Source organism: Pseudoalteromonas sp. SG44-5 (assembly GCF_014164175.1).
Taxonomy (GTDB): domain Bacteria; phylum Pseudomonadota; class Gammaproteobacteria; order Enterobacterales; family Alteromonadaceae; genus Pseudoalteromonas; species Pseudoalteromonas nigrifaciens.
Genome location: NZ_JACJES010000004.1, coordinates 110974 through 123927 on the forward strand (window position 1 = coordinate 110974; position 12954 = coordinate 123927).

General features: G+C 40.8%; 13 protein-coding genes. 7 read left to right on the forward strand and 6 right to left on the reverse strand.

Translation table 11 applies throughout. From position 1 onward, the window contains the following. Positions 1–19: 19 nt before the first annotated feature. The 7 genes from dksA (at position 20) to H5079_RS07215 (ending at position 5426) form a co-directional block, all read left to right on the forward strand. Entirely contained in the window at positions 20–463 is a 444-nt protein-coding gene (gene dksA / locus H5079_RS07185; RefSeq protein WP_011327305.1) for an RNA polymerase-binding protein DksA, read from the forward strand. 20 nt (positions 464–483) lie between these two features. Further along, positions 484–1380 carry a tRNA glutamyl-Q(34) synthetase GluQRS gene (gene gluQRS, locus H5079_RS07190; protein ID WP_182677197.1) on the forward strand — a complete coding sequence of 299 codons (897 nt, stop codon included), beginning with the start codon at positions 484–486 and terminating at the stop codon, positions 1378–1380. A 193-nt stretch (positions 1381–1573) separates the two neighbouring features. Next, positions 1574–2995, forward strand: coding sequence for a polynucleotide adenylyltransferase PcnB (gene pcnB, locus H5079_RS07195; protein WP_080516806.1), 1422 nt, complete (start codon positions 1574–1576; stop codon positions 2993–2995). A 5-nt stretch (positions 2996–3000) separates the two neighbouring features. Then, entirely contained in the window at positions 3001–3486 is a 486-nt protein-coding gene (folK, locus tag H5079_RS07200) for a 2-amino-4-hydroxy-6-hydroxymethyldihydropteridine diphosphokinase (protein ID WP_182677195.1), read from the forward strand. A 30-nt stretch (positions 3487–3516) separates the two neighbouring features. Further along, positions 3517–4311 (forward strand): 3-methyl-2-oxobutanoate hydroxymethyltransferase, encoded by a 795-nt coding sequence (gene panB, locus H5079_RS07205; protein WP_011327301.1) that lies wholly within the window; start codon positions 3517–3519, stop codon positions 4309–4311. Next, entirely contained in the window at positions 4311–5159 is an 849-nt protein-coding gene (gene panC / locus H5079_RS07210; protein ID WP_011327300.1) for a pantoate--beta-alanine ligase, read from the forward strand. Before panB ends, panC begins: the two co-directional genes overlap by 1 nt. A 30-nt stretch (positions 5160–5189) precedes the next feature. Beyond that, positions 5190–5426, forward strand: coding sequence for a hypothetical protein (locus H5079_RS07215; protein WP_011327299.1), 237 nt, complete (start codon positions 5190–5192; stop codon positions 5424–5426). A gap of 78 nt (positions 5427–5504) precedes the next feature. Here the strand turns inward: H5079_RS07215 and H5079_RS07220 are convergent, their stop codons facing one another. The 6 genes from H5079_RS07220 to epd form a co-directional block, all read right to left on the reverse strand. Continuing rightward, positions 5505–6473, reverse strand: a complete 969-nt coding sequence (locus H5079_RS07220) for a PstS family phosphate ABC transporter substrate-binding protein (RefSeq protein ID WP_011327298.1) — start codon at positions 6471–6473, stop codon at positions 5505–5507. Between the two features lie 90 nt (positions 6474–6563). Further along, the gene (gene phoR / locus H5079_RS07225; protein ID WP_011327297.1) at positions 6564–7895 is read right to left on the reverse strand and encodes a phosphate regulon sensor histidine kinase PhoR; all 1332 of its coding nucleotides are present in this window, start codon (positions 7893–7895) and stop codon (positions 6564–6566) included. 54 nt (positions 7896–7949) lie between these two features. Then, complete coding sequence (gene phoB, locus H5079_RS07230) at positions 7950–8639, reverse strand: phosphate regulon transcriptional regulator PhoB (protein WP_011327296.1); 690 nt, start codon at positions 8637–8639, stop codon at positions 7950–7952. A gap of 560 nt (positions 8640–9199) precedes the next feature. Further along, entirely contained in the window at positions 9200–10264 is a 1065-nt protein-coding gene (gene fba / locus H5079_RS07235; protein ID WP_011327295.1) for a class II fructose-bisphosphate aldolase, read from the reverse strand. 207 nt (positions 10265–10471) lie between these two features. Beyond that, a complete protein-coding gene (locus H5079_RS07240; RefSeq protein ID WP_011327294.1) occupies positions 10472–11647 on the reverse strand; it encodes a phosphoglycerate kinase in 1176 nt (391 codons plus the stop codon). A 43-nt stretch (positions 11648–11690) separates the two neighbouring features. Beyond that, on the reverse strand, positions 11691–12722 hold the full coding sequence (gene epd, locus H5079_RS07245) for an erythrose-4-phosphate dehydrogenase (RefSeq protein WP_182683812.1): 1032 nt from the start codon (positions 12720–12722) through the stop codon (positions 11691–11693). Positions 12723–12954 lie beyond the last annotated feature (232 nt).

Consider the following 12954-nt stretch of genomic DNA (forward strand, 5'->3'; position numbering starts at 1 on the left):
AAGGATTTAGGAGAGAGTTATGCCAAACCAAAATAGATTAGGATTATTGGCTCAAGCCGGTTTAGAACCATACCAAGAAAAACCAGGTGAAGAGTATATGAATGAAGCACAACGTGTTCATTTTAAAACAATTTTAGAAACTTGGCGTAACGATTTACGCAACGAAGTTGATCGTACTAAATCGTATATGCAAGATGAAGCTGCTAACTTTCCTGATCCAGTTGACCGTGCTGCGCAAGAAGAAGAGTTCTCTTTAGAACTGCGTACTCGTGACCGCGAACGTAAACTGATCAAAAAAATTGAAAAAACAATCAACTTAATTAAAGAAGATGATTTTGGTTTTTGTGAGTCTTGTGGTATCGAAATTGGTATTCGCCGCTTAGAAGCGCGCCCGACTGCTGATTTATGCGTAGACTGTAAAACACTTGCAGAAATTAAAGAAAAGCAATCTGGACGTGGCTAATTAACTTATATTAATTAGTTATGTTTACTACAGCCGTTATTACGCCAACGCGTAAATACTGCGGTCGCTTTGCACCGTCTCCTTCTGGGCCATTACATTTTGGCTCATTAGTAGCGGCTGTAGGTAGCTATCTTGATGCTAAAGCTAACCAAGGAAAATGGTTAGTTCGCATCGAAGATATAGACACCACTCGCGTTGTAAAAGGCGCCGACACCGACATTCTAAATACCTTACAAGCCTATTCTCTGCACTGGGATGAAAACGTCGTTTATCAAACACAACGTTTAGATTTATACCAAGATGTTGTTAACTCTTTACACAATAAAAACCTTATTTATGCCTGTAGTTGCTCGCGCAAACAAATTAAAGCTATTGGCGGAATTTACCAAGGTCATTGTAAAAACCTGCACCAAGATATAACCCACAGTGCCCTGCGCCTTAGCCAAAGCTTTGCCACCAACCAATTTAACGATTTAATTCAAGGCGACATAAACGTTAATAACGCCTTTGCTGCCGAAGATTACATAATAAAGCGCAGCGATGGTTTATTTGCCTACCAGCTTGTGGTGGTAATTGACGATATAGACCAAGGGATCACGCGCATTGTTAGAGGGGCTGACCTAATTGAGCCTACCGTTCGCCAGATCAGTTTGTTTAAACAACTTAATAGCCCTGTCCCCCAATTTGCTCATTTACCCTTAGCAGTTGCAAAGCCAGGCTTTAAGCTCTCAAAGCAAAATTATGCGCCAGCAATTTGTAAGCAAAACCCTAAACCGGTACTTATCGATGTGTTCGCGTTTTTAGGCCTAGCAGTCCATAGCCAGCTTATGGACTTAAATATTGAGCAACTACTTGCATGGGGGGTAAATAACTTTAGCTTAAATCAAGTGCCAAACCTTGCTGAAATTCAAATTTAGCAGTCCACAACTCCCCGCGCGCAATAATTTAGACCTTTAAGTAAATAAAAATCGCTAAAAATGGCTTAATTTCAGTGCAGCAACTTAATTTTTAAACCTTGCTGGTATATGATAGCCGCCTAAATATATGCTATTTACATTAATCAGCCAGTAATAGGTTATAACACCTACATTTGCTGTAATTTTGATTGCAATGGCAAGTCAATCAACACCTTCTAGGAGACAGACTATTATTTCCAAGCTTTTTCAATTTTGTCGACAAATAATCGGCCCAAATGCCAGTGCCGAAAACACGGCAATAAGCAGCGAACCGCTAGTGATCTCACGAGGTGAACATGGTATTTCTCGTAAACAATTTAGCCCAAATGCAATCAAAGTTTTATACCGTTTAAAAGATGGTGGTTTTGACGCCTACCTAGTTGGTGGTTGTATTCGCGATGTATTGTTAGGTCAACAGCCAAAAGATTTTGACGTGGTAACAAATGCCACGCCAGAACAAGTTAAAAAGTTATTTAGAAACTGTCGTTTAATTGGCCGCCGCTTTCGTTTAGCTCACATTGTATTTGGTCGTGAAATAATAGAAGTAGCTACCATGCGCGGGCACCACGAAGCGCCAGAGGACAAAAACCAAATAAGCCAATCGAGTGAGCAAGGACAATTGCTACGCGACAACGTATTTGGCAGTATTGAGGAAGACGCAGAACGCCGTGACTTTTCAATCAATGCACTTTATTACTCAATTAACGATTTTTGTATTTACGATTACGCCAATGGTTTAGCCGCAATAAAAGCTAAACAAATTGAGCTAATTGGCGATCCAGAAACGCGTTACCGTGAAGATCCGGTGCGCATGCTACGTGCGGTACGCTTTGCCACTAAGCTAGATATGAAAATTGCACCAAACAGCGAAAAGCCGATGACTGCTTTAGCAAGTTTGCTAGATAACATTCCACCGGCGCGTTTGTTTGAAGAAATACTCAAACTGTTTTTAAACGGCAAAGCACAAGCTAACTACTTAATGCTGCGCAAATACGGCCTATTTAACTCACTGTTTCCAGAGCTAAACCGTATTTTAGATAATAATCCTGGCGGGCTTGAAGCCACTTTTATTGAAAACATGTTTAAAAATACAGACGATCGTATTAACGCAGATAAAAAAGTAACCCCTGCGTATGTATTTGCTGCGCTACTTTGGTTTCCGCTATTAGAGCGCACTAAAACAGTACAAAATGAAGAGCAGCTCTCTGAATACGATGCATTTTCGCAAGCAATTAATAGTGTACTTAGCGATAACGCCCAGCACATAGCTGTTCCTAAACGCTTTACTTTAGGCGCACGCGACATTTGGCATATACAGCATCGTTTAGATAAACGTGCCGGCCAACGTGCATACAGATTAACGCAGCAACCTCGCTTTAAAGCCGCATACGACTTTTTATTAATGCGTGTAGAGGCAGGAGAAACACAACATAGCGAGCTTGCTCAGTGGTGGACACAATATTTGAGCCTAGATATTAATGGCCAAAAAGAAATGGTAAGAACCTTGGGTCAGCCTGCGGGGCCAAAACCACGCAGACGCGCTCGCCGTCGTACACCTAAAAAGCCAACAGAGTAACTTCTATGCACTGTGTTTATTTAGGTTTGGGTGCCAATTTAAACTCACCAAAAAAGCAGCTTGATAACGCTATTGCCGCGCTTAAAAAGCTGCCAGATTGTGAATTTATAAGTGTTTCGCATTACTATACGAGTAAGCCCATGGGCCCACAAGACCAACCTGACTATATTAACGCCGTTGCCTGCATAAACACTACGCTTAGCCCTGAAAAGCTGCTTGATTTAACCCAAGCAATTGAGCTTGAGCATGGCCGTGTTAGAAAAGCCGAGCGTTGGGGGCCACGTACTTTAGATATAGATATGTTATTGTTTGACGCACAAACAATTAATACCGAGCGCCTTATAGTGCCTCATTATGGTTTAACTGAACGTGAGTTTGTTGTGTATCCACTGCTAGAACTTGCGCCAAAACTTATTTTACCCAGCGGCATTGCACTACACACTATTGCAAATACATTACCGCTTAACAATTTACAACAATTACCACAGTAATTAACTAAGGCTTATGCCGGTGAGAAAATTATGTCTAAAATAACAGTTTCAACTTTAAATAAAATGAAAGCAGAAAAAAATAAAATTACTGCTTTAACAGCTTATGATGCCAGTTTTGCTAAGTTATTTCATGATAACGGCGTTGAAGTTATTTTAGTTGGCGACTCTTTGGGTATGGTATTACAAGGCGGCGACGATACACTTGGCGTAACTAATCAAGATATTGCCTATCACACTCGTTGCGTACGTGCGGGTAGCCGTGAGCTGTTTGTAATTGCTGATATGCCGTTTATGACTTATTCGAGCCCCAATGACACCTGTAAAAATGCCGCTGAGCTAATGCGTGCTGGTGCTAACATGGTTAAGTTAGAAGGGGGTGAATGGCTTTTTGAGAGCATTGAAGCCCTAACTCAACAAGGTATTCCTGTGTGTGGTCATTTAGGCCTAACGCCGCAGTCGGTACATGTATTTGGTGGTTTTAAAGTACAAGGGCGTGCAGAAGAGCAAGCACTAAAAATAATTGCCGATGCTAAAGCCCTTGAAGCGGCTGGCGCACAATTATTAGTACTGGAATGCATTCCAAGCGCACTGGCAAAACGCGTTACCGACGCATTAACTATTCCTACTATTGGCATTGGCGCGGGTAATACTACCGATGGTCAAATATTAGTAATGCACGACTTAGTAGGTATTTCTGCTGGGTTTATTCCTAAATTTTCGAAAAACTTTTTACTCGAAACAGGCAATATGCCTGAAGCCGTTAAAAAGTATTGTACCGATGTAAAAAGCGGTGCCTTTCCAAGTGCCGAACACGAGTTTAAATAATGCAGTCAATTACTGAAATTAAATCATTACGTAGCCAAATTAAAGCATGGCGCCAAGCCGGATTAAGCATCGCCCTAGTACCCACTATGGGCAACTTGCACTTAGGCCACTTTTCGTTAGTCGAAAAAGCAAAAATGATGGCCGATAAAGTCGTAGTAAGCATTTTTGTTAACCCTATGCAATTTGGCGCTAATGAAGACTTAGACAATTACCCTCGTACCCTTGATGAGGACAAGCGTGGCTTAGCCGACCTTGAAACTGATATTGTATTTACGCCAAGTGTAGAGACTATTTATCCTAATGGTTTAGCTGCACAAAGCTTTGTAGATGTACCTGATATTTCATTAGGTTATTGTGGTGGTTCACGCCCAGGGCACTTTAGAGGTGTGGCAACAGTTGTTACTAAACTCTTTAATTTAGTGCAGCCAGATTACGCTTGTTTTGGCGAAAAAGACTTTCAGCAGCTACAAGTAATTAAAACTATGGCTCGCGACTTATCGATTCCGGTTGAAGTTATTGGTGTATCAACTATGCGTGAAGTCTCTGGGCTTGCTATGAGTTCGCGTAATGGTTACTTATCGAATGAGCAAAAAGACAGTGCCACCGCACTTTTTAAAGTGCTTAATAACTGCGCTGAGCAACTTAAAAGTGGTAATACTGACTTTGCTACGCTGGAAGAAACAGCCAAACAAAGTTTACAGCAAGCTGGATTAAAACCAGACTATTTTTCGATAGCTCAACGAGATACGTTAAAAGCTGCTACACTCGATGATAACAAATTTGTTATTTTAGCCGCGGCCTATTTAGGCAGTGTTAGATTAATCGATAACCTTCAGGTTGAAGTTTAATATAACCGCGACTTTCATTTAAGGATAAGCATGCATACTTTAATAAAAATGAGCGCAGTAGCCCTTACATTTATGCTATTAGCAGGTTGTCAGAATAACGCTGGAAATCCAGAGTTAAATCAATGTGCACAACAAAACTATCAATGCGAAAGTAGTTGTGAGCAACAATCAACTGGCGAAGGTTTAAAGCAGCAAGTATGCTCAGCTAAGTGTGTTGAGAGCTATAATCAGTGTAAAGCACAAGCCGAAAACTTAGGTAACATATAAGTATTAAGCTTGTACCTGAACAGTAAATATAAAAAAACCGCTCAATGAGCGGTTTTTTATTGCGTATAATTTAGTGACTTAATTTAAGCCTAACTTTTTAAGCTCAACTTCAGCCAATTTGGCTGAAAGCGGTACATAACCGTCTTTTTCTACAATTTTTTGCCCATCTTTCGACAATACCATTTTTAAAAATTCAGCTTCAATTGGTGCTAATGGTTTATTCGGGTGCTTGTTCACGTAAAGGTATAAAAAGCGCGACAGCGGATACTTACCTTGTGCTACATTTTCAAGCGTTGCATCAACAAAGTGGCTGCCTTTTTTGGCCAGTGGAACTGTGCGTACACCAGAGGTTTTATAGCCAATTCCTGAGTAGCCAATCGCGTTCAATGAAGATGAAATAGACTGCACTACAGATGCTGAACCCGGTTGCTCATTTACGTTATTACGAAAGTCGCCTTTACACAGTGCTTTCTTTTTAAAGTAACCATAAGTGCCTGATACCGAGTTACGCCCATACAATTGAATATCTTTAGCAGCCCATTCTCCAGTTAAACCTACGTCACTCCAGCGGTTAACTTGCTGCGTTGCACCGCACTTACGAGTAGATGAAAAAATAGCATCTATTTCATCAATACGTAGCCCTTCTATAGGGTTGTCTTTGTGTACAAATACCGCAAGTGCATCGATGGCAACCCGTACTTCTGTGGGTTTATAACCATGGCGTTTTTCGAATGCTTCAACTTCTTTTGATTTCATTTTACGGCTCATTGGCCCTAAATTTGCTGTGCCTTCGGTTAATGCCGGTGGCGCAGTTGATGAGCCAGCTGCTTGTATTTGAATATTTATATTTGGATAAATACGTTTATATTCTTCAGCCCAAAATGTCATCATGTTCGCTAATGTGTCTGAACCTACCGATGAAAAGTTCCCTGAAACACCACTAATTTTTTGATACTCAGGTAGTGCGTTATCCAAAGCGACTGCTTGTGCAGATACAAACGTTGTAACAGCCACACCCATTGCGGCAACTAAGTTTTTAAATTTCATGTGGGGTTCTCCAATTTGTTCGTCCCATTTTTTAACTGTGTTCACTGTAAATTGTGTAGATGACAGTGATATTACCCTTAAATGACACTTTTATGACTTGCCACTTGTTTGTACTGTGCTGCTCATAGGTACTATTTTATTACTTGAAAAATCAAAAGAAAAACACGAACCTTGACCCAAAACACTACTAATCTTTAACTGGCTATTGTGGCGAGTTAATACGTGTTTGGTAATTGCGAGCCCAAGGCCTGAACCACCTGTAGTGCGACTGCGCGCTTTATCTACCCGGTAAAAGCGCTCCGTTAAACGATTTATATGCTCAGGCGCAATACCATCACCATTATCGGTTACGCTAAAGCAAGCTCGATCGTTTTGACGCTGCCAACATATTGTTATTTTTCCGCCTGGTTTAGTGTAATGAATGGCGTTAAAAACTAAATTAGAGAATGCACTGCGCAGTTCATCTGCTGATCCGCTAATATCTAAGGAAGTATCAATATTAAAAATAAGCTGATGCTTTTTTTGCTGATTAATTGAGTTAGCTTCTGTTTGAATATAGTTAAGTAGTAAGGGTACATTAACCGCTTTATCGTTATTTTGCTTACGCGCACCTTCTATACGTGATAGTGATAGCAGCTGAGTAACTAAACTGTCCATGCGTTTGCATTGCTCAAGCATAGTATTTTGGGCTTTATTCCACATTGCGGGCGGTGGCATCATGTCGCTATCCATCATCTCAAGATAGCCTGTAACCACCGTGAGCGGAGTTCGCAGTTCATGCGACACATTGGCAACAAAGTCTTTGCGCATTTGTTCTAGTTGCTTTAAGCGGGTTACATCGCGTACTACTACCATTAACTGTGTGCTGGCATAGGGCATAACTCTAAACTCAAGTATTTGCTCTATGTTATGACCACTTTCAAGCTCCAGTGGCTCGGTAAATTGGCCGCGGTGCATATACTTAGCAAATTTAGGTTCACGAATTAAGTTATCCAGACGCTGCCCTTGATCTGTAGGCCACTGCAAGCCTAATACTTTTAATGCCAGTTGATTACACCAATAAATGGTTAAATCATTTTGCAGCACTATCACCGCATCAGGAATGGCTTCAGCACCATCACGAAAGCGATGAATTAATGCCGATAGTTCATTACGCTTTTTACGATTACGATGCTGCAGCTGATAAATACCTTCGAATACCTGCTCCCATGCGCCCTCTCCTTCGGGCGGGTTAAAGCTTTGTTGATTAAGCAACCAATCACTTAAACGATAAAGTTGGTAGTAGTGCCAAATAAGTAGCGAAAATGAGCCTAAAAATAACAACAAAAATGGGGCACCTACTAACAGCCCTATTAGCAGTAAAGGTATAAAATAGATAAACAGCCGTTTAACTAAGGTGCGTTTATTAATAACTCTATACATACACTGTTACCTTAAAGTCGCTATCCATTGGTACTTAGTTAAGCTGCAAGTACATTATAATTTACTTGAAAAGCGATAACCTGCTCCGCGTACCGTTTGCACTAAGCGGTCATGCCCTAAGGGTGAAATAGCTTTACGTAAGCGGCGAATGTGTACATCAACCGTACGGTCTTCAACGTATACGTTAGTACCCCAAACTTGATCAAGTAATTGCTCACGGCTATATACGCGCTCGGTGTGGGTCATAAAAAAGTGTAGTAATCTAAATTCGGTAGGCCCCATATCAAGCTCACTGCCACCTGAGGTAACGCGGTGCGAAATAGGATCAAGGCGCAGGCCATGTACGTCAATTGCTTCTTCTAATGAGGTGGGCGACACACGACGTATAACCGCTTTAATGCGGGCCATGAGTTCTTTGGGCGAAAATGGCTTAGTAACATAGTCATCGGCACCTACTTCTAGGCCGCGTACTTTGTCTTCTTCTTCGCCACGAGCGGTGAGCATAATAATGGGAATAGCGCGCGTGTATTCATTTTGTTTAAACTTTTTAGCAATTTGAATTCCGCTACCCCCTGGTAACATCCAATCGAGTAATACCATATCTGGGTATGGCTCTACCATTGCCGCAATAGCAGAGTCGTAATCTTCTGCTTCAATTGCCTGAAATCCATTTTGTTCTAAAACAAAAACCAACATTTCTCTGATCGGTGCTTCATCATCAACGACTAATACTTTACGTGACATTCCATTTATCTCTTAGCTATCGAATTTGTTTTCATTATTATGACTAAGTATGACACTTTTATGAAAACCTAGCGCGTAAGTTAATATAACAGTAAAAAAACACAAAATAGTGACAAAATAAATATTTACACGCAATTATAGCGATAAAGCAAAGCGTATAGCAGGATCATTATTTTACTAACATTGTGTGTTAAAGCAGCCAACTTTGTTCACTTAAATAGCATACGCTAACCTAGTAATACAATTATGATCTGCATTGTGATGATCTTAAATTAAAAGATCAGAGTTTTATTAAGCAGATCCGTTTTGGGATCACTATTATACCCAGTGAAATAGCTAAGTTGATGATTGTTTGTACTATTCTTTTATTTAATAATGAATTTAAGTGTCAACTAGGGCTAAAATACCCGTTTACTTAGTAAAGTAATGATCTCAAACTGATCACGTTAGTAATTCAGTGATCCTAATTACCTGCTGTTAGTAAGATATTGATCCCTAAACGGCATAAAAAAAGCCAGTGACAATGCAACTGGCTTTAGTAAAAAGTCTAAAATGATCAATTATTTAATGCGTGGGTCTAACTCGCCGCTTAAATACTTAAGATGCATTTCATCTAATGAAATTGGTTTAATTTTGCTAGCTTGGCCTGCTGTACCAAACGACTCATAACGCGAAATACAAATATCGGTCATGGCTTGAGTTGCTGCCGCTAAAAATTTACGCGGATCGAAGTTTGCCGGATTAAGCGCCAAATGGCGACGCACCGCACCGGTAGATGCTAAACGTAAGTCTGTATCAATATTAACTTTACGTACGCCAAACTTAATCCCTTCAATAATTTGCTCTACTGGCACACCGTAAGTTTCTGGAATTTCGCCACCGTACTGATTAATTATTTCTAACCATTCTTGTGGAACCGATGATGAGCCATGCATTACTAAGTGAGTATTTGGAATACGTGCATGAATTGCTTTAATACGATCAATCGCTAAAATATCATCCGTTGGTGGACGAGTAAATTTATACGCACCGTGCGATGTACCACAAGCAATTGCCAGCGCATCAACATGGGTTTTATTTACAAAGTCAGCCGCTTCTTCTGGATTAGTTAGCATTTGCTCAGTGGTTAATTTACCCTCTGCGCCAATACCATCTTCTTCGCCTGCTTCACCTGTTTCAAGCGAACCTAAAACACCCAGTTCGCCTTCAACAGAAACACCACACGCATGTGCCATTTCTACAGTTTTACGGGTTACTTCTACGTTGTATTCGTAGCTTGAAGGTGTTTTACCATCGCTCAATAATGAGCCGTCCATCATTACTGATGAAAACCCAAGTTGAATTGAACGCTGACATACACCCGGTGATGTACCGTGATCTTGATGCATAACCACTGGAATATGTGGCCACTCTTCAACCGCTGCTAAAATCATATGACGAATAAATGGGGCACCAGCATAAGCACGTGCGCCTGCAGAACCTTGCACAATTACAGGGCTATTGGTTTTGTCAGCCGCTTCCATTATTGCGCGCATTTGCTCTTGGTTGTTAACGTTAAAAGCAGGTACGCCATAACCATGCTCAGCGGCATGATCCAGAAGTTGTCGCATACTGATTAAAGCCATTGGGTTTTCTCCAATTTTTTGATAGCAGTTCTCTGCCATCTAGTTTGAACGGATGTGTTAGTTTGGCGCAATCACTGCGCCACGAATTAGTACTGATAAACAGTAACTAACGCGTAAAATTAATTATTAAATTAGGGTGAGAGGTATTTAATAATTAATTATTGCGGATGAAGTAACCTCCATCCGCTTACGCCTAAATAAAATAAATTACTTAGCGCGCGATTCTAGCATCTCAACTGCTGGTAGCTTTTTGCCTTCTAAAAACTCTAAAAACGCACCACCACCAGTAGAAATATACGATATTTTATCGCTAATGCCGTACTTATCAATTGCCGCTAAGGTGTCGCCACCGCCTGCAATCGAAAACGCATTTGAATTAGCAATAGCTTGGGCAATAGCACGAGTACCGTTACCAAATTGGTCAAACTCAAACACGCCAACAGGGCCATTCCATACTACAGTACCTGCATTAGCAATTATTTTTGCCAGCTTGTTTGCTGTATCTGGGCCAATATCAAAAATCATATCGTCGCTGGTAACTTCACTTACATCTTTAAGTGTTGCTACTGCTGAGTCTGAAAACTCATTACCTACAACAACATCAGTCGGTACTGGAATTTCACCATTGTTAGCAACAGCCGCTGCGCATAAGCGATTCGCTTCATCCATTAAATCAGCTTCGTAAAGCGATTTACCAACAGGATAACCCGCCGCCGCAATAAAGGTATTAGCAATACCGCCACCGGTTACTAGCTGATCAACAATTTTTGATAGTGAATCAAGCACTGTTAATTTAGTAGACACTTTTGAACCACCCACAATCGCCACTAATGGGCGAGCTGGGTTATCAAGTGCTTTGCCAAGAGCTTCAAGCTCTGCCGATAATAATGGCCCTGCACACGCAACATCTGCAAATAAACCTACGCCATGGGTAGAGGCTTGTGCGCGATGCGCCGTACCAAATGCATCCATTACGTAAACATCACATAATGCTGCAAGTTGTTTAGATAGCGCTTCGTCGTTATTTTTTTCGCCTTTGTTAAAGCGTACGTTCTCAAATACCACCACTTCGTTATCAGCAAGTTCAACACCGTTTAGGTAGTCTTTTTCTAAACGTACTGTTTGCTCTAGGGCATCGTTTAAGTAATTAACGACAGGAGCAAGAGAAAACTCTTCGTCATATTCCCCTTCCGTAGGGCGGCCAAGGTGTGACATAACCATTACTTTTGCGCCTTTTTCAAGGGCTAACTTAATTGTTGGTAGCGCCGCACGAATACGCGCATCTGACGTCACTTTACCTGCTTTAACGGGTACATTTAAATCTTCACGAATTAATACACGCTTGCCGTTTAAATCTAAATCTGCCATTTTTATGACCGACATGAACATCTCCTTAGTTAACGATACTAAACCCAATAAAAGGCGGTTATTTTATATTAGTTATTTTTTCTAACGCGACCATTGCACGCGCAGTGTCGAGCATTCGATTAGCAAAACCCCACTCGTTATCGCACCAAACTAGTAACTTTATCAGTCGTTTATGACTAACTCGTGTTTGGGTACCATCTATAATACAAGAATGTGGATCATGATTAAAATCAATCGATACTAGTGGCTCTGCGGTGTAACTTAAAATGCCTTCAAGGCGATCTTTAGCTTGTGCTTTAAGCGCGCTATTTACTGCATTTAAATCTACATCGGTATTAACCGTTACACTTAAATCCATAGCCGTTACGTTAATAGTAGGCACGCGTACAGCAATGGCTTCAAAGCGGCCTTTAAATTTAGGTAAAATACGGTCTATACCGCGGGCTAGTTTTGTATCAACTGGAATAATAGATTGACTGGCTGCGCGTGTACGGCGTAAATCGTGGTGGTAGGCATCAATTACCGGCTGATCGTTCATCGAGGCATGTATTGTGGTAATAGCACCCGATTCAATACCAAATGCATCATCTAACACTTTAATAACCGGCACTACACAGTTAGTAGTACACGAACCATTAGAGACGATAGTGTGCTCTGGTTTTAGCTCATCGTCATTAATACCATAAACAATAGTGGCATCAACATCGTTATCAGCTGGATGCGAAAACAACACTTTTTTAGCGCCTGCGGTTAAATGTAGCTGTGCATGTTCGCGCGAGTGATAAACCCCAGTACATTCAAGTACTACGTCTACACCTAAGGTTTTCCAAGGTAATTCCGCCGGATTTGGCTCACAGAAAAGAGCAATAGCATCGCCTGCTACGCTAATGGTGTCCTCACCAAGCTTTACAGGAAAAGAGAAACGACCATGAGAGGTGTCGTATTTTAATAAGTGAGCAATAGCTTCAGGGTCAGCAAGTTCGTTAATCGCAACAATTTTTATCTCGTTGCTCAAACCTGATTCGTATAACGCGCGGACAATATTTCGACCAATACGACCAAAACCATTAATTGCAAGTTTGATTGCCATGAAATATAAAATCCACTCTTTTGCGTGCAGATAAAGGCAATATGCCTTTTAGATGGCGGTATTGTAATCGACCTTGAGCTTTATTATAAGAGGGAGCGATTAGAAACTTTAAATAAATGATAAGTTAAAAATTAAATATTAACTTATAAGCTGCTAGAGGCTCGGCTATAGCTAAGGTAATAACCTTAGCTATAGCCGAAGCAGTTAAATTTTATGTAGTGTTACTCTAATT